The organism is Pseudomonas sp. NFACC08-1 (genome assembly GCF_900106735.1).
Taxonomy (GTDB): Bacteria; Pseudomonadota; Gammaproteobacteria; order Pseudomonadales; family Pseudomonadaceae; genus Aquipseudomonas; species Aquipseudomonas fluorescens_Q.
The window spans coordinates 726802-744768 of the sequence record NZ_FNNL01000001.1 but is presented as its reverse complement, the minus strand read 5'-3'; the positions used below and the strand labels follow the sequence as shown (position 1 = coordinate 744768).

Genomic DNA, 17967 nt, shown 5'->3' with positions numbered 1-17967 from the left:
AAGCGTTGAGTGCATTTGCCTAACGACGTTCAGGCAAACGTATCGATCAATGTACCGAGCATTTCGTCGGATGCCTTGGCGACATTAACACCCAGTTGCACCTGGAACTTGCCTTGGGCCATATCGACCATGTTGCTGGCCACGTCCGATTGCTGGCTACGGTCCACCGAACGCAGGCGATCGACCTGGACTTCGGACGACTGGCTGGTGACCGAACGCTCGATCGTATTGTTGGCGATCTGGCTGGAGGCCTGATCGACGCGGTTCTGCCCTGTCTGAATCGTGCTCAGACCGGCATAGAACGCGGTACTTCCTGAGATTTCCATGGCAGAGCTCGTCTTCTTGAAGGATCGACAGTGGCCATTGAATCAGAAGCCCCGGGAAAAGGCCCGACAAAAACACTAATGGCACAGTGCCGCGTCATAGGCAAAACCTTGGCGGGACTCAGTCCAGCAGATCCAGTTGCAGGTGTCCGGCCACGGCTTCGGCCGTCACGCTCTGAATCCGCGCCACCCTGCCCAGGCACGGCGCCGGAAGTCGCTCGGCCAAGGTTGCCAGGTTTTCTTCCAGGCGCGAGGTGGCCGGGTCGACGATGTTCGCGACCCAACCGGCAAGCTGCAAGCCATCATGGGCGATAGCCTCGGCGGTCAACAACGCGTGGCTGATGCAACCCAGGCGTACGCCCACCACCAGAATCACCGGCAAGCCCAGCGCGATCGCCAGATCGGAAAGATTGTCCTGGCCGGCCAGCGGCACGCGCCAACCACCCGCGCCTTCGATCAAGGTGAAGTCGGCGCCCAGCGCCAGCACTTCGCGCATCGGGCCGAGTAGCGACTGCACCGTCAACGCAACGCCCGCTTCCCGAGCGGCCAAGTGCGGCGCTATTGCCGGTTCGAACGCCACCGGATTGACCTGTGCATACGTCAACGGTATCGAGCATTCGGCCAGCAAGGCCAAGGCATCGGCGTTGCGCAGGCCCTTGGGCGTCACGTCGCAGCCAGAGGCCACGGGTTTTCCGGCAGCCGTGCTCATGCCAGCCTGTCGCGCAGCATGCAGCAGGCCTGCCGCGACGGTGGTCTTGCCCACGTCGGTGTCAGTGCCGGTAATGAAGTAGGCCTGGCTCATAGCGGTTTCTCCAAAACGGCGTAGACCACCTGGTAAGTCGCCGGCAGTCCCAGCGCCTGACGAAACTGCTCATAAGCTTCAACCAGCGCCAGGATCCGCGCCCTGCCGGTCAAGCCGCCGGGGCGGCCAGGGTTCAGATTGTGGGCGCCCAAGGCTTTCAATTCATGCGTCAGGCTGCGCACGTCGGGGTAATGCAGCACATGGGGACGGTTTTCCAGACTGACGACATTCAGCCCGCTGTCCGCGCAAAGGTGTTGATACGTCTCGAACCCACGGAAACGATTGACGTGCACCAAGCCATCCACCTGACGCCAACTGTCGCGCAATTCGTACAAAGTTCCTACACAAAGGCTGGTGAAGGCAAACACCCCACCCGGTTTCAACACACGATGGGCCTCGCTCAGCACCGCGGCAAAATCCGCACACCATTGCACCGCCAGGCTGGAGAACACCAGGTCACAGCTCGCCGCTTGCAAAGGCAACCGCTCAGCATCACCCGCGACAAAATGCGCAGCGCCACCTTGGGGACGAGCATGGTTGAGCATGCCTTCGGCGATGTCCAACGCCAGGCCGGAATCCACGCCAAAACGCGCGCCCAGGGCCCGGGTGAAATAGCCAGTGCCGCAGCCCAGGTCCAGCCAACGTTGTGGGATAAACGAAGACGGCAAGCACCCGAGCAACTGTTGGCCCACGTCGCGCTGCAGTTCGGCCACGCTGTCATAGCTGGTTGCCGCCCGGGAAAACGAAGCCGCCACCTGGCGCTTGTCGGGCAAGGCACCGGGCAATTTGGGAAGAGACAGATCAGTCATCGCCGGACTCATGCAAAAAAGCCTGGATCGCCCCCGCGACACCGTGCGGGTCCTCCAGAAGGAATCCGTGGCCGGCCTGTTCGATCAGGCCGATTTCGACATCCGGCAGCAAGACCAGCAACTCACCCGCGGCTTCGGCCGGCACCAGGGCATCGAGCCCGGCAAACAGATGCAATTGCGGGCCACGAAAGCGCTGCAATGCGGCGCGAGTGTCCAATTGCGCCAACAGTTCGAGCCCGGCCATCAAGACCTCGGGCGATGTGCCCGGCGCCCCGGCCAATAACAACCGCGACAACCCGCGTGGGTCGCTGCTGCCCTGGGCGCACAGCAAACTGAAGCGCTTGAGGGTCTGGCGTGGATCGGCCGCACAGCCGGCGAGAAAACCATCGAAGGTTGCTCCATCCATCGCACTCGGCCATTGCTCATGGGCAACAAAGGCCGGATTGCTCGCCAGGGTCAGCAGGCCGCAGCAGCGCTCACCCCGACGCGCCGCCAGCGCCGAGGCCAGCATACCGCCCAGGGACCAACCGCCCAGCCAGGCATCCTGGGGCACGGTGGCGTCCAATTCTTCGAGCCATTCATCCGGATCGTTCGATAGCAACGCCGGCAACGGTTCGATTTCCACTCGCAAGTGTTCGTCGAGCCCGTGCAACGCTGCCGCCAGCGGCTCCAGCGGTGAAACGCCCAAGCCCCAGCCCGGCAGCAATATCAGTCGGTCACGCATCGCTTGGCTCCGGTCCCAACAGGGCAAAACACTCGGCCAGTGCATTCAACAATAGCTGCACCTGGGCTTCGCTGTGAGCAGCGGTCAGGGTCACGCGCAAACGGGCGCTGCCAGCCGGTACGGTGGGTGGGCGGATCGCCGTGACCATCAGCCCGCGCTCACGCAGCATTTGCGACAAACGCATGGCCCGTCCCGCATCGCCAATCAGGATCGGCTGGATCGGCGTGAAGCTGTCCATCAATTGCAGGCCGATCTGCTCGGCGCCCTGGCGGAACTGACGAATCAGCACCTGCAAGTGCTCGCGCCGCCAATGCTCGCTGCGCAGCAGCTCAAGGCTCTTGAGCGTGGCGCAGGCCAGGGCCGGCGGTTGGCTGGTGGTGTAGATGTAGGGGCGAGCGAACTGGATCAGGCTTTCGATCAGTTCTTCACTGCCGGCGACAAAAGCCCCGGCGGTGCCAAAGGCCTTGCCCAGGGTGCCCACCAACACCGGCACGTCATCCTGGCTCAAGCCAAAATGCTCGACGATACCGCCGCCATTGGCTCCCAACGGGCCGAAACCGTGTGCATCGTCGACCATCAGCCAGGCGCCCTTGGCCTTGGCTTCACGGGCCAGGGCCGGCAGGTCGGCGATGTCGCCGTCCATGCTGAACACGCCATCGGTAACCACCAGGGTATTGCCGGTGGCTTTTTCCAGGCGGCTGGCCAAACTCTGGGCATCGTTGTGCAGGTAACGGTTGAAACGCGCACCAGACAACAGGCCGGCGTCGAGCAGCGAGGCATGATTGAGGCGGTCTTCCAGTACCGTGTCGCCCTGCCCCACCAGCGCGGTGACCGCACCGAGGTTGGCCATGTAACCGGTGGTGAACAGCAACGCCCGCGGGCGGCCGGTCAGGTCGGCCAAGGCTTCTTCCAAGGCGTGGTGAGGGCTGCTGTGGCCGATCACCAAATGGGAGGCGCCCCCCCCGACACCCCAACGGAGCGCCCCGGCGCGCCAGGCTTCGATCACTTGCGGGTGATTGGCCAGGCCCAGGTAATCGTTGTTGCAGAACGCCAGCAACGGCTGGCCGTCCACCACCACTTCCGGGCCCTGCGGGCTTTCGAGCAGCGGGCGCTGGCGATAGAGGTTGTCGGCACGACGGGCAGCCAGGCGTGCGGCGAGATCGAAGGGCATGCAGGCCTCAACTGTTTAAAGACTGGCCAAAGCCCCTTGTGGGAGCGAGCTTGCTCGCGATAGCGGTGTGTCAGTCGACATCAATGCGAATGTTCCATCGCCATCGCGAGCAAGCTCGCCCCCACAGGGTCTTGCATTCCAATCCGGGTATCGGTGAGTGGTCAGACAGCGGCGTTGTAGAACTGCTCGCTGCTCTTCTGCTCCACCAGCGCCTGTTCAATCGCTGCCTGGTGCACTTCGTCGGCATGTTCTTCGCGGGCTTCGGGCTGGATGCCCAGGCGTGCGAACAACTGCATGTCCTTGTCGGCTTGTGGGTTGGCGGTGGTCAACAGCTTGTCGCCGTAAAAAATCGAGTTGGCACCGGCCAGGAACGCCAGGGACTGCATCTGCTCGTTCATCGCTTCACGGCCGGCGGACAGCCGCACATGGGACTGGGGCATCATGATCCGCGCCACGGCGAGCATGCGGATGAAATCGAACGGATCGACGTCATCGGCATTCTCCAGCGGCGTGCCGGCGACTTTGACCAACATGTTGATCGGCACCGATTCCGGGTGCTCCGGCAGGTTCGCCAGTTGGATCAGCAGGTTGGCGCGGTCGTCCAGGGACTCGCCCATGCCGAGGATGCCGCCCGAGCAGATCTTCATCCCCGAATCACGCACATAGGCCAGGGTTTGCAGGCGCTCGCTGTAGGTGCGGGTGGTGATGATGCTGCCGTAGAACTCCGGCGAGGTGTCGAGGTTATGGTTGTAATAGTCCAGGCCGGCCTGGGCCAGCGCTTCGGTCTGTTCCTGGTCGAGACGGCCCAGGGTCATGCAGGTTTCCAGGCCCATGGCCTTCACGCCTTTGACCATTTCCAGCACATACGGCATGTCCTTGGCCGACGGATGTTTCCAGGCCGCGCCCATGCAGAAACGGGTCGAACCGATGGCCTTGGCCCGTGCTGCCTCTTCGAGGACCTTCTGCACTTCGAGCAATTTCTCTTTATCCAGGCCGGTGTTGTAGTGACCGGACTGCGGACAATATTTGCAATCTTCCGGGCAGGCGCCGGTCTTGATCGACAGCAGCGTGGAAACCTGGACGCGATTGGCGTCGAAGTGCGCGCGGTGCACGGTCTGCGCCTGGAACAGCAGGTCATTGAATGGCTGGACGAAGAGTGCTTTGACTTCGGCCAAAGACCAGTCATGACGCAGGTTGGCAGTGGTGCTGGCGCTCATGGGCATTTCCTTGATTATGCTTGGCTGGCGCCTGGGGACATGGAATACCCACAGGCGCGACACGGATGTTCGGCATATTTAAGGAAGAGTCATGCGCTGTCAACCACGATACAAAGGACAGGTTTACATCTGGTTAAAAAACAAACAATCCTGCCTGCTGTGCGGCGAAAGCACCGATACGCCGCAGCCTATCTGCACCCCTTGTGAAAGCGAGCTGCCCTGGCTCGGCGATCAATGCAGCGTCTGTGCCTTGCCGCTGCCCATGGCCGGGCTGCGTTGCGGACAATGCGCCGCGCAGCCGCCGGCCTTCGAACGGGTCCTGGCGCCCTGGGCCTACGACTTCCCGGTGGACAGCTTGATCACCCGTTTCAAGCATCAGGCGAAATGGCCCCTGGGCCGACTGCTGGGCGACCTGCTCGCGCAGTCGTTGCAACATCATTTCGACGAAGGGCTGGAACGCCCCGACGCACTGGTCCCGGTGCCACTGGCGACCCGGCGTTTGCGCCAGCGCGGTTTCAACCAGGCAGCGCTGCTGGCCCGCTGGCTCAGTGGGCCGTTGGCGATCCCTTGCGAAGAACACCTGCTGCGACGCACCCAGGACACCCCCGCCCAACAGGCACTCGATGCCAGGGCTCGGCGGCGAAACCTGCGTCAGGCCTTTGCCCTGGCACCCCAGGCTGCGTTGCACAACCGTCACTTGGCGTTGGTCGACGACGTGCTCACCACGGGCGCCACCGCCCAGGCGCTGGCCGCCCTGCTGCTCGATGCCGGCGCTGCGCGGGTCGATGTGTACTGCCTCGCTCGCACGCCGAAACCCGGAGAGTCGGCTTGACGCGCCACGCCCAAGGCGCCAACGTCCGCTCATCGACCTTTGCACGCAGTTTTCCGTCATGTCCTTGCCCACGCTTCTGACCCAGCACATCGCTCGGCGACCACAACGCATCGCCCTGTTGCAGCACATCGCCGAACAAGGTTCGATCACCCGCGCCGCCAAGAGCGCGGGCCTGAGCTACAAGGCGGCGTGGGATGCCATCGATGAGTTGAACAACCTCGCCGACCAACCGTTGGTGGAGCGCAGTGTTGGCGGCAAGGGCGGTGGCGGCGCCAGGCTGTCGGAGGAAGGCCAACGCGTGCTGCGCCTGTATCTGCGCCTGCAAGCGCTGCAGACACAACTATTGGAAGCGAGCGAGGATGCCGACGACCTGGGCCTGCTCAGTCGCCTGATGCTGCGCACCAGCGCCCGTAATCAATTGTATGGCAAGGTCCTGGGCATCGAGGCCCAGGGGCACAACGACCGGGTACGCCTGGAGCTGGCCCGGGGCCTGGTCATCGAAGCCCAGATTACCCACGACAGCACGCTGCGCCTGGAGCTGGATGTCGGCACCAACGTGGTGGCGCTGATCAAGGCCGGCTGGCTGGAATTACACCCTGTCGAGCAAGTGGAAAAACCGCGGATCAATACACTGCGCGGCATGATCGAACAGGTCGACGCCGCCGAAGACGGCCCCAGCGAAGTGCGCATCAGCCTGCCTAACGGCCAGACGCTGTGCGCCCTGGCCGACCCGCTTGAGCTACAAAAGCAGCATTTGGAAGGCGGCTCACCGGTGCAAGTGACGTTTTCAGCGACAAATGTGCTGCTCGGCACACCGCTGTAGCGTGTTGCAACAATAGTTTCATCGACCCGCTTTAAGGTGACTGCCAAAACCAGCAGGGAGCCTGAGATGAGCCTATTAGAAGAAAACCAATCCACCGACCTGGAAAAGATCGTCGGCCTGAGCCGGCGCAGTTTCATCAGCGCCGGCGCCCTATGCGGCGCGGCGATGTTCCTGGGCGGCAACCTGCTGAGCCGCAGCGTGCTGGCCGCCGCCGTGAGCGAAGGCAACAGCCGGCTGCTGGGCTTCAACAGCATCGCCGCCGCCACGGCCGACACCATCACGCTGCCGCAGGGCTACAAAGCCTCGGTGCTGATCAGTTGGGGCCAACCCCTGCAGAAAAATGCACCGGCGTTCGACCCCAGTGGCAACGGCACCGCCCGCGCACAAGAAGTGCAGTTCGGCGACAACAACGACGGCATGAGCCTGTTCCCGTTCCCCGGCGACAACAACCGGGCGCTGATGGCGATCAACAACGAATACACCAACTACCAATATCTGTTCCCTCATGGCGGCCAGCCACAGTCGGCCGAAGACGTGCGCAAGGCCCAGGCCAGCGAAGGCGTCTCGGTGATCGAAATCCAGCGTCGGCGCGGCCAATGGCAATTCGTCCAGGAATCGCGCTACAACCGCAGGATCCACGGCAACACACCGATTCGCCTGCGTGGCCCAGCTGCCGGGCACGACCTGCTGAAAACCAGCGCAGACAAGAGCGGCAAGAAAGTGCTGGGCACCTTCCAGAACTGCGCCAACGGCATGACGCCTTGGGGCACCTACCTGACCTGTGAAGAGAACTTCACTGACTGCTTCGGCAGCAGCAAGTCGGACCTGCAGTTCGACGCGGCCCAGAAACGCTATGGCGCCACAGTCACCAGCAGTGAAATCAACTGGCACTTGCACGACCCGCGCTTTGACCTGGCGAAGAACCCCAACGAACTCAATCGCCACGGCTGGGTAGTGGAAATCGACCCGTTCGATCCGCAATCCACCCCGGTAAAACGCACCGCCCTGGGCCGCTTCAAACACGAAAACGCCGCCCTGGCGCAAACCAATGACGGTCGCGCCGTGGTGTACATGGGCGATGATGAGCGTGGCGAATTCATCTACAAGTTCGTCAGCCGCGAGCGCATCAATCACAAGAACGCCAAGGCCAATCGCAACCTGCTGGACCATGGCACCTTGTATGTCGCGCGCTTCGATGCCGGCGACGGCAACCCGGACCATCCCAAAGGCCAAGGCCAGTGGATCGAGCTGACCCATGGCAAGAACGGCCTCGACGCCAGCAGCGGTTTCGCCGACCAGGCCGAAGTACTCATCCATGCACGCCTGGCCGCCAGCGCCGTGGGTGCCACCCGCATGGACCGCCCTGAGTGGATCGTGGTCAGCCCGAAAGACGGCCAGGTCTATTGCACCCTGACCAACAACTCCAAGCGCGGCGATGCTGGCCTACCAGTGGACGGGCCAAACCCTCGGGCCAAGAACGTCTACGGGCAGATCCTGCGCTGGCGCACCGACCGCGACGATCACGCCGCCAAGACCTTCGCCTGGGACCTGTTCGTGGTCGCCGGCAACCCGACAGTCCATGCCGGCACGCCAAAGGGCGGTTCCTCCAACATCAATCCACAGAACATGTTCAACAGCCCCGATGGCCTGGGCTTCGACAAAGGCGGACGCCTGTGGATCCAGACCGATGGCGACTCGAGCAACGCCGGGGACTTCGCCGGCATGGGCAATAACCAGATGCTCTGCGCCGATCCCAACAGCGGTGAAATCCGCCGTTTCATGGTCGGGCCGGTGGGTTGCGAAGTGACCGGGATCAGCTTCTCGCCGGACTACAAGGCTATGTTCGTCGGGATCCAGCATCCCAGCGGCGGCTCAACCTTCCCCGAGCACTTGCCCAACGGTAAGCCGCGGTCGTCGGTGATGGTGATTACCCGCGAGGATGGCGGGGTCATCGGCGCCTGACCCTTGTCTGGACCGGGGACATAACACTTCGTGGCGAGGGAGCTTGCTCCCGCTGGGTTGCGCAGCGCCCCCTTCTTCTATGGGCGCTTCGCACCCAAGCGGGAGCAAGCTCCCTCGCCACAACGGTGCAAGTCTCACCGATCAATCCAGGCTGCTTTGCGCTACCATGCTGGGCCGAACGCGGCAGCCCTGCCGCTGCGCAGGAGTCAGCATGTCCCATCCGTTTGAAACCCTCACGCCCGACCTGGTACTCGATGCCGTTGAAAGCATCGGTTTCCTCAGCGACGCCCGCGTGTTGGCCCTCAACAGCTACGAGAACCGCGTCTATCAGGTCGGCATCGAAGATTCCGAGCCGCTGATCGCCAAGTTCTATCGCCCTCAGCGCTGGACCAACGAAGCGATCCTGGAAGAGCACAGCTTCACCTTCGAGCTGGCCGAATACGAAGTGCCCGTGGTCGCGCCGCTGATCCACAACGGCACCAGCCTGCACGAACACGCCGGGTTTCGTTTCACCCTGTTTCCCCGTCGCGGCGGTCGTGCACCGGAGCCGGGCAACCTCGACCAGCTCTATCGCCTGGGGCAATTGCTCGGGCGCCTGCACGCAGTCGGGGCGACCCGTCCGTTCGAGCATCGTGAAGCCTTGGGCGTGAAAAACTTCGGCCACGATTCACTGGCCACTGTGCTGGCAAGCGGCTTCGTTCCTCGTAGCCTGCTGCCGGCCTACGAGTCGGTGGCCAGGGATCTGCTCAAGCGCGTCGAAGAGGTCTACGCCGCCACGCCCCACAAGAACATCCGCATGCACGGCGATTGCCACCCCGGCAACATGATGTGCCGCGACGAGGTGTTCCACATCGTCGACCTGGACGACTGCCGCATGGGCCCGGCGGTGCAGGATTTGTGGATGATGCTCGCCGGCGATCGCCAGGAATGCCTGGGCCAACTGTCGGAACTGATGGACGGCTACCGAGAGTTCCACGACTTCGACCCGCGAGAACTGGCACTGATCGAGCCACTGCGGGCACTGCGCCTGATGCACTACAGCGCCTGGCTGGCGCGGCGCTGGGACGACCCGGCGTTCCCCCGCAGCTTCCCGTGGTTCGGCAGCGAACGTTACTGGGGCGACCAGGTATTGGCGTTGCGCGAGCAACTGGCGGCGCTCAATGAAGAGCCGTTGAAGCTGTTCTGACGACCACTGCGGATCCCCTCTGGGAGCGAGCTTGCTCGCGATTGCGATCGAACATTCGACGCCCTTGTCGACTGATCCACCGCTATCGCGAGCAAGCTCGCTCCCGCAAGGAATTGCAGTGAAACGCTCACAAAGGTTCACAGCACGACCCGACAAATCTCCTTACAATCACGCCTTTGTTAGCTGCCTAAGCAAGGATTCTGCATGCAAGCCGCCAACCCGCGTCGCGGGTATATCCTGGGCCTGAGTGCCTACATCATCTGGGGTCTGTTCCCGATCTACTTCAAGGCCATCGCCAGCGTGCCGTCGGTGGAGATCATCATCCATCGGGTGCTGTGGTCGGCCCTGTTCGGCGCGGCGTTGCTGCTGGTCTGGAAACACCCGGGCTGGTGGCGCGAACTGCGGGACAACCCACAGCGCCTGGCGATCCTCGCCCTGAGCGGGACGCTGATCGCAGCCAACTGGCTGACCTACGTCTGGGCGGTGAACAACGAGCGCATGCTCGAAGCCAGCCTGGGTTACTACATCAACCCGCTGGTGAACGTGCTGCTGGGCATGGTGATCCTCGGCGAGCGCCTGCGCCGCATGCAATGGCTGGCGGTGGGTTTGGCGGCGGTCGGCGTGGCGCAGCAGGTCTGGCAAGTGGGCAGCCTGCCCTGGGTGTCACTGGTGCTGGCGCTGACCTTCGGCTTCTACGGGTTGATCCGCAAGCAGGCACCGGTCAAGGCCCTGCCGGGGCTGGTGGTAGAAACCTGGATGCTGGTGCCGATCGCCATTGCCTGGTTGCTGTTCAATCCCACGGCCACCAGTGCCCAGGCGGCGTTCTGGACCACCTCCGAAGCCTGGTGGCTGGTGGCGGCAGGCCCCGTGACGCTGGTGCCGTTGGTGTGCTTCAACGCCGCAACACGGCATTTGCCCTACACGACCATCGGTTTTCTCCAGTACATCGCGCCGACGCTGGTGCTGCTGCTCGCCGTGATGCTGTTTGGTGAGCACCTGTCGTCCAGCACACTGGTGGCGTTCCTGTTTATCTGGGCCGGGCTGGCGGTGTACAGCGTCGATGCGGTGATCAGCATGCGTCGGCGCAGCTGATCAAAAAACGCACAAACCTCTACAGGCCACGTCTGGCGTGGCCTGCGCTCATCCTTCCCAAGGTTATCCACAGCGTGATCCCCGCCGTTTGTGCACAAGCCCTTGAAAACTGATGATTTTTTGAGCATTCCTCGCCGAGGCCCGGCGGGCTTGGGCTGGAGCCGGGTCTCTACAGGTTATCCACAGGCAGGCGCAGTTTTTCCTTGGATAACCTTCGTCACGCTTCGTCGCTGAGCTTGAGCTCCACCATCAACTCATCGGCCAGGGTCTCCAGGCGTTCCTGCAACGTCTCCAGCGACAGGGTCAAGGGCACCCCCAGGATCGCTTCGGCGTGGAACAGCAGCTCGCTGCTCATCGGCGCCGGCCGGACGTAAGTCACCAGACGCTCGACATTGACGCCCTGCTCGCTCAACAGCCGGGTGATGTCCCTCACTATGCCGGGACGGTCGTTGCCCACCAGCTCCATGGTGATGGGTTTCCAGGTGCAGGACTCCTCGAGGGCGCTTTCAGCGATCAACACGCGGATGTCGTAAGTCGATAACCCCTGCAAGGCTTCTATCAGTTCCTCATGGGCCTCGGCGGGAGCGCCGATTCGCAAGATCCCGGCAAACTGCCCAGCCAGGCGCGACATGCGGCTTTCCAGCCAGTTACCGCCGTGGTCGGCGATGCAATCGGCAATGCGCTCGACCTGCCCGGGCTTGTCCGGGGCGAAAACAGTGATGACGAGGTGGTCCATGGCGCAGTCCTCTTGTTGGGGAAGGGACAGTATAGGCAAGCCATGAATCGGCACCGCCCTGCTTTCGTGGCGAGGGAGCTTGCTCCCGCTGGGCTACGCAGTAGCCCCCCTAAATAGGGGAGCGCTTCGCACTCCAGCGGGAGCAAGCTCCCTCGCCACGGGACAATGTGTACATTAATTAGATTTATCTGGAACAATGATCCGCTTTTTTGAGAACATCCTATACCGCGCCGTGACTGTACTGCTTTAGTCGGTCGCGGAACGACGCAATTAGTCTAATTTTCACAACCGCAATTGATCATGTAGTATGCCGCAGCGAGCACTACATAACGTTGTACCGATGTCTGCTTAAGGCGCAGTCGCATCCCTGAAAAGCCCCGTCAGCAAGGCTTACCACCCAGCCGCCAGCGATGGCATGTACTGGTTCCGGGGTTTGTGCTTTAAATGTCCCGAGGCTTCATTGTCAAAATCGAAGAGCTGAAAAGCGAAATAGCTGAGCAGAGTGAGGCAAGCAATGACTGAACACGTTCAAGTCGGTGGCCTGCAGGTCGCCAAAGTCCTGTTCGACTTCGTGAATAACGAAGCCATTCCCGGAACCGGCCTCACCGCCGACGCGTTCTGGGCCGGTGCCGACAAGGTCATCCACGACCTGGCGCCGAAGAACAAAGCCCTACTCGCCAAACGCGATGATTTCCAGGCGCGGATCGATGCCTGGCACCAGGCCCGTGCTGGCCAGGCCCACGACGCCGTGGCTTACAAAGCCTTCCTGCAAGACATTGGATACCTGCTGCCAGAAGCGGCGGATTTCCAGGCTACGACCCAAAACGTCGATGACGAAATCGCCCGCATGGCCGGCCCGCAGCTGGTAGTGCCGGTGATGAACGCCCGCTTCGCCCTCAACGCATCGAACGCCCGCTGGGGTTCGCTGTATGACGCGCTGTACGGCACCGATGCCATCAGCGAAGCCGATGGCGCGGAAAAAGGCAAAGGCTACAACAAGGTCCGCGGCGACAAGGTCATCGCCTTCGCCCGTGCCTTCCTCGACGAAGCCGCGCCCCTGGCGGCCGGCTCCCATGTCGACTCCATTGCTTACAAAATCGTCGACGGCAAACTGGTGGTCACCCTCAAGGGCGGCAGCAACAGCGGCCTGCGTGACGATGCCCAGTTGATCGGCTTCCAGGGCGATGCCTCGGCACCGACCACCGTGCTGTTGAAACACAACGGCCTGCACTTCGAAATCCAGATCGATGCCAGCACCCCGGTCGGCCAGACTGACGCCGCTGGCGTCAAAGACATCCTGATGGAAGCCGCGCTGACCACCATCATGGACTGCGAAGACTCGGTCGCCGCCGTCGATGCCGATGACAAAGTGGTGATCTACCGCAACTGGCTCGGCCTGATGAAAGGCGACCTGGCTGAAGAAGTCGCCAAAGGCGGCCAGACGTTCACCCGCACCATGAACCCCGACCGTGTCTACACCGCCGTCGACGGTTCGAGCGTGACCCTGCACGGCCGCTCGCTGTTGTTCGTGCGTAACGTCGGCCACCTGATGACCATCGACGCGATCCTGGACCAGCACGGCAACGAAGTGCCGGAAGGTATTCTCGACGGCCTGATCACCAGCCTGGCAGCGATCCACAGCCTCAACGGCAACACCAGCCGTCGCAACAGCCGCACCGGCTCGGTGTACATCGTCAAGCCGAAGATGCACGGTCCGGAAGAAGCTGCGTTCACCAACGAGCTGTTCGGCCGTGTCGAAGACGTACTGAACCTGCCGCGCAATACCCTCAAGGTCGGGATCATGGACGAGGAACGCCGTACCACGGTCAATCTCAAGGCCTGCATCAAGGCCGCCAGCGAGCGCGTGGTGTTCATCAACACCGGCTTCCTCGACCGTACCGGCGACGAGATCCACACCTCCATGGAAGCCGGCCCGATGGTGCGCAAGGCCGACATGAAAGCCGAGAAGTGGATCGGCGCGTATGAGAACTGGAACGTCGACATCGGCTTGAGCACCGGTCTGCAAGGCCGTGCGCAAATCGGCAAGGGCATGTGGGCGATGCCGGACCTGATGGCGGCGATGCTCGAACAGAAAATCGCTCATCCGCTGGCCGGCGCCAACACCGCATGGGTTCCCTCGCCGACCGCCGCGGCCCTGCACGCGCTGCATTACCACAAGGTCGACGTGTTCGCCCGCCAGGCCGAGCTGGCCAAGCGCGCGCGCGCATCGGTGGACGACATCCTGACCATCCCGCTGGCCGTCAACCCGAACTGGACGCCGGAGCAGATCAAGAACGAACTGGACAACAATGCCCAGGGCATCCTTGGCTACGTGGTGCGCTGGATCGACCAGGGCGTGGGCTGCTCCAAAGTGCCGGACATCAACGACATCGGCCTGATGGAAGACCGTGCGACGCTGCGTATCTCCAGCCAGCACATCGCCAACTGGCTGCGCCACGGCATCATTACCCAAGACCAGGTGATGGAAAGCCTCAAGCGCATGGCGCCGGTGGTCGACCGCCAGAACGCCAGCGACCCGCTGTACCGTCCGCTGGCACCAGACTTTGACCGCAACATCGCCTTCCAGGCGGCGGTCGAGCTGGTGATCGAAGGCACGAAGCAGCCTAACGGCTACACCGAGCCGGTGTTGCACCGTCGTCGTCGTGAGTTCAAGGCAGCCAATGGGTTGTGATTGAGCAGCGCGTGACAACGAAAAAGCCCTGATCGAAAGATCAGGGCTTTTTCATTTGCAAATACATGAGCGCTTTTGTGGCGAGGGAGCTTGCTCCCGCTGGGCTGCGAAGCAGACCCTTTTCCAGCGTTCGGAATCTTATTGACCTGCACTGCGGTCGCTGCGCAACCGAGCGGGAGCAAGCTCCCTCGCCACAAAAGCACCCGATAGCGCCATTCTCACGACAGGCTAGAGATCCATCCCCAACTCATGCTTGACCAACCCCAGCAACTTGTCGGTATCGATCGGCTTGAGCAGAAAGTCCACCACGCTCAGGTGCATGGCTTCGATGGCGTCCTTCACGTCGGCATCGCCCGATACGATGATGATCGGCAGCGCCGCCCGCGGAGACTCGCGCACCAGGCGAATAAGTTCCAGCCCATCAACATTGCCCATCCGCAGGTCGGTGATCAACAGGCCGATCGATGGCTTGGTTTCCAGCATCTTGAGTGCCGTTTCACCACTGGCGGCGGTCATGCAGTGAATCCCGTCCAACGCCAGGATCTCCGACAGCAGCTCACGAGCGTCCTTGTCGTCATCGACGATCAAGACGCGCTGCGGCGGCAGGTCGGGTTCCAGCATGACGGCACTCAGCGCCTCGCGCTCGGCGTCACTCAAAATATCGTGGTCGGACATGGTGCTCTCTACGTTCTTTAAATCGATCCCCTGGCACAGTGGTCAGACATCGTTCTGCGGCGCTTCAATGTGCACTTCGTCGGATTTTTTTCCAAGAACATTTAATGAAGATTTTTCTGACGCCTGGCGTAGGTTTTTTCCGTAAGTTCACCCCTAGGCCGCGACCTAGACTTACGTCCAATGGGCACCCCGCTCTGAGGGGCCGACCATGGGAGAACAGATCGACCACAACAATTCAAAAAAGACTGCGTAATGGTTATGAAAAAAGCGGACGCCTTCACCCAGGCAGGGAAAACCGCGGTGTTGCAAAACATCCAGGGGACACTGCAGTTTCTCCAGCGTTTCCCACCGTTCAACCAGATGGAAAACGCTCACCTGGCCTATCTGGTGGAGCAATGCCTGCTGCGTTTTTATGCCCCGGGCGAAACCATCATCAAACCAGCCGACGGCCCGGTGGAGCACTTTTACATCGTCAAGCAAGGCCGGGTGGTAGGTGAACGTCCGCATACGGCCAAGGGTGGAACCGAGACGACCTTCGAAATCACCACCGGCGAATGTTTCCCCCTCGCCGCGCTGCTGGGCGAACGGGCCACGCGCACCGAACACCGGGCCGGCGAAGACACGTTCTGCCTGCAGTTGAACAAACTGGCCTTCATCAAGCTGTTCGCCCTGTCCGGCCCGTTTCGCGACTTCGCCCTGCGCGGGGTCAGCAGCCTGCTCGACCAGGTCAATCAACAGGTCCAGCAAAAGTCTGCGCAAACCCTGGGCACCCAGTATTCCCTCAACACGCGACTGGGCGAACTGGCGATGCGCCATCCAGTCAGTTGCAGCCCGGACACGCCGCTGCGCGAAGCCGTGAAGCTGATGCACGACCAGCAGGTCGGCAGCATCGTGGTGGTTAATGAACAGAAAGCTCCGGTGGGAATCTTCACCTTGCGCGACCTGCGGCAGGTGGTGGCCGATGGGGCCGGGGATTTTTCCCAAGCCATCGTAGGACACATGACTCAGGCACCGTTTTTCCTCTCGCCGGACCACAGCGCCTTCGATGCGGCCATCGCCATGACCGAACGGCACATCGCCCACGTCTGCCTGGTCAAGGACCAACGCCTGTGTGGCGTGGTGTCGGAGCGCGATCTGTTTTCCTTGCAGCGCGTCGACCTGGTGCACCTGGCCCGGACCATTCGCAACGCGCCCAAGGTGGAAAACCTCGTGGCCCTGCGCGGCGAGATCGGCCAACTGGTGGAACGCATGCTAGCCCACGGCGCGTCATCGACCCAGATCACCCACATCATCACCCTGCTCAACGATCACACCGTATGCCGGGTCATCGAGCTGACCCTGATCGACAAAGGTGACCCAGGCGTGCCGTTCAGTTGGCTGTGCTTCGGCAGTGAAGGCCGGCGCGAACAAACCCTGCACACCGACCAGGACAACGGCATTTTGTTCGAGGCCCGGGACGCCGCCCATGCCGCGCAGATTCGCGGCCTGCTACTGCCCATCGCCCAGCAGATCAACCAGAGCCTGGCCTTGTGCGGCTTCACCTTGTGCAAGGGCAACATCATGGCCGGCAACCCCGAGCTGTGTCTGTCCCGAGCTGAATGGGCCCGGCGTTTTTCGGCATTCATTCGCGAAGCAACCCCGGAAAACCTGCTGGGCTCGAGCATCTATTTCGACCTGCGGGTGGTCTGGGGCGATGAGCAAGGCTGCGAGCAGTTGCGCCGGCAGATCCTCGATCAAGTGGCCGATAACCGTTTGTTCCAACGCATGATGGCCGAAAACGCCCTGCGCCACCGCCCGCCCGTGGGCCGCTTCCGGGATTTCGTGCTGAGTCGCAAGAACGGCGAAAAAGCCACCCTCGATTTGAAAGTGCAAGGCCTGACGCCCTTCGTCGACGGCGCCCGTCTGCTGGCGCTGGCCAACGGCATCGAAGCCAACAATACCCTGGAGCGCTTGCGGCAATTGGTCGACAAGCAAGTGATCGAACCGCTCGATGGCGCAGCCTACGAAGAGGCCTATCACTTCATTCAACAGACCCGCATGCAGCAACATCAATTGCAAACCCGCGAGAACCTGCCCTACTCCAACCGCGTCGACCCCGACAGCCTCAACCATCTGGACCGACGTATCCTGCGCGAATCCCTGCGCCAGGCCCAACGCCTGCAAAGCAGCCTGACGCTGAGGTATCAGTTGTGAGCATTTTTTCCTGGTTGCGCCCAGCCCAACCAATGTTGTCCGAAGAAATGCAGAGGCGCCTGGAACGCCTGCCGGCGGCTTCAGCCTTGGGTGAATGCGATCTGCGGGAACAACGCTGGGTCGTGCTGGACCTGGAAACCACCGGATTGAACCTGAACAAGGACCAGGTGCTGTCCATCGGCGCGGTGGTCATCGAAGACGGCGCCATCGACTTCAGCCAGCAGTTCGAACGCACCTTGCAATGCGATAAACAGAAACTCGGACCCAGTGTGCTGATCCATGGCCTGGCGCCCAGCGCCATTGCCGCCGGCAGCGACCCGGCCGAGGCGCTGCTGGCGTTCATGGAGTTCGTCGGCGACAGTCCGCTGCTGGCCTTTCACGCGCCGTTCGATTCCCACATGCTCGGGCGCGCCTTGAAAGACTACTTGGGCTATCGCCTGCAGCATTCATTCCTCGACGTGGCGGACCTGGCCCCGATGCTTTGTCCCCAGGCCAACCTGCGCAAGTCGGGCCTGGACGAGTGGATCGACTGGTTCAAGCTGCAAGTCTTCGACCGCCATAACGCCAGTGCCGACGCCCTGGCCACGGCAGAACTGGCGCTGATCCTGTTCAGCCGCGCCCGCCAGCAACAGATCCTGAGCCCGCTTGACCTGCAACAACGGCTGAGCCAATGGAAACGGCGGCAGCAAGCGCCTTCGCTTTGACTCACCTTGAAGATGAACACACTACC

The 17967-nt window shown here is 62.1% G+C and carries 16 protein-coding genes; 8 read left to right on the top strand and 8 right to left on the bottom strand.

Going from position 1 to position 17967, the window contains the following annotated elements; translation table 11 throughout:
• Window positions 1-29: 29 nt before the first annotated feature.
• The 6 genes from BLU76_RS03455 to bioB all read right to left on the bottom strand — a co-directional run bounded on the left by BLU76_RS03455 (window position 30) and on the right by bioB (window position 5046).
• Window positions 30-326: a hypothetical protein gene (locus BLU76_RS03455; protein ID WP_063324082.1), complete on the bottom strand. Its 297-nt coding sequence runs from the start codon at window positions 324-326 to the stop codon at window positions 30-32.
• A gap of 118 nt (window positions 327-444) precedes the next feature.
• Window positions 445-1125 carry a dethiobiotin synthase gene (gene bioD, locus BLU76_RS03450; protein ID WP_092221529.1) on the bottom strand — a complete coding sequence of 227 codons (681 nt, stop codon included), beginning with the start codon at window positions 1123-1125 and terminating at the stop codon, window positions 445-447.
• Window positions 1122-1934: a malonyl-ACP O-methyltransferase BioC gene (gene bioC / locus BLU76_RS03445; protein ID WP_092221527.1), complete on the bottom strand. Its 813-nt coding sequence runs from the start codon at window positions 1932-1934 to the stop codon at window positions 1122-1124. Before bioC ends, bioD begins: the two co-directional genes overlap by 4 nt.
• Window positions 1927-2658 (bottom strand): alpha/beta fold hydrolase, encoded by a 732-nt coding sequence (locus tag BLU76_RS03440; protein WP_092221525.1) that lies wholly within the window; start codon window positions 2656-2658, stop codon window positions 1927-1929. The genes bioC and BLU76_RS03440 overlap by 8 nt, the downstream gene beginning before the upstream one ends.
• On the bottom strand, window positions 2651-3829 hold the full coding sequence (gene bioF / locus BLU76_RS03435) for an 8-amino-7-oxononanoate synthase (protein WP_014340549.1): 1179 nt from the start codon (window positions 3827-3829) through the stop codon (window positions 2651-2653). The genes BLU76_RS03440 and bioF overlap by 8 nt, the downstream gene beginning before the upstream one ends.
• Before the next feature lie 161 nt (window positions 3830-3990).
• Complete coding sequence (gene bioB / locus BLU76_RS03430; RefSeq protein ID WP_092221523.1) at window positions 3991-5046, bottom strand: biotin synthase BioB; 1056 nt, start codon at window positions 5044-5046, stop codon at window positions 3991-3993.
• A gap of 91 nt (window positions 5047-5137) precedes the next feature.
• Between bioB and BLU76_RS03425 the strand changes: the two genes are divergently transcribed.
• From BLU76_RS03425 to rarD, 5 genes are all read left to right on the top strand, one after another.
• Window positions 5138-5878, top strand: a complete 741-nt coding sequence (locus BLU76_RS03425) for a ComF family protein (RefSeq protein WP_092221521.1) — start codon at window positions 5138-5140, stop codon at window positions 5876-5878.
• 58 nt (window positions 5879-5936) lie between these two features.
• Window positions 5937-6701 (top strand): TOBE domain-containing protein, encoded by a 765-nt coding sequence (locus BLU76_RS03420; protein ID WP_092221519.1) that lies wholly within the window; start codon window positions 5937-5939, stop codon window positions 6699-6701.
• Between the two features lie 66 nt (window positions 6702-6767).
• Window positions 6768-8663 (top strand): PhoX family protein, encoded by a 1896-nt coding sequence (locus BLU76_RS03415; RefSeq protein ID WP_092221517.1) that lies wholly within the window; start codon window positions 6768-6770, stop codon window positions 8661-8663.
• 211 nt (window positions 8664-8874) lie between these two features.
• Window positions 8875-9849: a serine/threonine protein kinase gene (locus BLU76_RS03410; RefSeq protein ID WP_092221515.1), complete on the top strand. Its 975-nt coding sequence runs from the start codon at window positions 8875-8877 to the stop codon at window positions 9847-9849.
• 204 nt (window positions 9850-10053) lie between these two features.
• A complete protein-coding gene (gene rarD / locus BLU76_RS03405) occupies window positions 10054-10941 on the top strand; it encodes an EamA family transporter RarD (RefSeq protein WP_092221513.1) in 888 nt (295 codons plus the stop codon).
• A gap of 217 nt (window positions 10942-11158) precedes the next feature.
• On the opposite strand, the gene BLU76_RS03400 is transcribed toward rarD, so the two are convergent.
• Window positions 11159-11677: a glycine cleavage system transcriptional repressor gene (locus BLU76_RS03400; RefSeq protein ID WP_072342365.1), complete on the bottom strand. Its 519-nt coding sequence runs from the start codon at window positions 11675-11677 to the stop codon at window positions 11159-11161.
• Window positions 11678-12191: 514 nt separating this feature from the next.
• On the opposite strand from BLU76_RS03400, the gene BLU76_RS03395 reads away from it, so the two are divergent.
• Window positions 12192-14369 (top strand): malate synthase G, encoded by a 2178-nt coding sequence (locus BLU76_RS03395; protein ID WP_092221511.1) that lies wholly within the window; start codon window positions 12192-12194, stop codon window positions 14367-14369.
• A gap of 228 nt (window positions 14370-14597) precedes the next feature.
• On the opposite strand, the gene BLU76_RS03390 is transcribed toward BLU76_RS03395, so the two are convergent.
• Window positions 14598-15044: a response regulator gene (locus BLU76_RS03390; protein WP_003206256.1), complete on the bottom strand. Its 447-nt coding sequence runs from the start codon at window positions 15042-15044 to the stop codon at window positions 14598-14600.
• Between the two features lie 258 nt (window positions 15045-15302).
• Between BLU76_RS03390 and BLU76_RS03385 the strand changes: the two genes are divergently transcribed.
• Together BLU76_RS03385 and BLU76_RS03380 are read left to right on the top strand one after the other, a co-directional pair.
• Entirely contained in the window at window positions 15303-17237 is a 1935-nt protein-coding gene (locus tag BLU76_RS03385) for a putative nucleotidyltransferase substrate binding domain-containing protein (RefSeq protein WP_305882106.1), read from the top strand.
• Entirely contained in the window at window positions 17234-17941 is a 708-nt protein-coding gene (locus BLU76_RS03380; protein ID WP_092146351.1) for a 3'-5' exonuclease, read from the top strand. The genes BLU76_RS03385 and BLU76_RS03380 overlap by 4 nt, the downstream gene beginning before the upstream one ends.
• Window positions 17942-17967: the final 26 nt, after the last annotated feature.

What these genes read in the sequence shown, in the direction of transcription:
- rarD (WP_092221513.1), top strand. Translation starts at nt 10,054, where the DNA reads ATGCAAGCCGCCAACCCGCGTCGCGGGTATATCCTGGGCCTGAGTGCC.
- bioC (WP_092221527.1), bottom strand. Translation starts at nt 1,934, where the DNA reads ATGACTGATCTGTCTCTTCCCAAATTGCCCGGTGCCTTGCCCGACAAG.
- BLU76_RS03395 (WP_092221511.1), top strand. Translation starts at nt 12,192, where the DNA reads ATGACTGAACACGTTCAAGTCGGTGGCCTGCAGGTCGCCAAAGTCCTG.
- BLU76_RS03390 (WP_003206256.1), bottom strand. Translation starts at nt 15,044, where the DNA reads ATGTCCGACCACGATATTTTGAGTGACGCCGAGCGCGAGGCGCTGAGT.
- bioF (WP_014340549.1), bottom strand. Translation starts at nt 3,829, where the DNA reads ATGCCCTTCGATCTCGCCGCACGCCTGGCTGCCCGTCGTGCCGACAAC.
- BLU76_RS03400 (WP_072342365.1), bottom strand. Translation starts at nt 11,677, where the DNA reads ATGGACCACCTCGTCATCACTGTTTTCGCCCCGGACAAGCCCGGGCAG.
- BLU76_RS03385 (WP_305882106.1), top strand. Translation starts at nt 15,303, where the DNA reads ATGAAAAAAGCGGACGCCTTCACCCAGGCAGGGAAAACCGCGGTGTTG.
- BLU76_RS03440 (WP_092221525.1), bottom strand. Translation starts at nt 2,658, where the DNA reads ATGCGTGACCGACTGATATTGCTGCCGGGCTGGGGCTTGGGCGTTTCA.
- BLU76_RS03415 (WP_092221517.1), top strand. Translation starts at nt 6,768, where the DNA reads ATGAGCCTATTAGAAGAAAACCAATCCACCGACCTGGAAAAGATCGTC.
- BLU76_RS03425 (WP_092221521.1), top strand. Translation starts at nt 5,138, where the DNA reads ATGCGCTGTCAACCACGATACAAAGGACAGGTTTACATCTGGTTAAAA.
- bioB (WP_092221523.1), bottom strand. Translation starts at nt 5,046, where the DNA reads ATGAGCGCCAGCACCACTGCCAACCTGCGTCATGACTGGTCTTTGGCC.
- bioD (WP_092221529.1), bottom strand. Translation starts at nt 1,125, where the DNA reads ATGAGCCAGGCCTACTTCATTACCGGCACTGACACCGACGTGGGCAAG.
- BLU76_RS03420 (WP_092221519.1), top strand. Translation starts at nt 5,937, where the DNA reads ATGTCCTTGCCCACGCTTCTGACCCAGCACATCGCTCGGCGACCACAA.
- BLU76_RS03455 (WP_063324082.1), bottom strand. Translation starts at nt 326, where the DNA reads ATGGAAATCTCAGGAAGTACCGCGTTCTATGCCGGTCTGAGCACGATT.
- BLU76_RS03410 (WP_092221515.1), top strand. Translation starts at nt 8,875, where the DNA reads ATGTCCCATCCGTTTGAAACCCTCACGCCCGACCTGGTACTCGATGCC.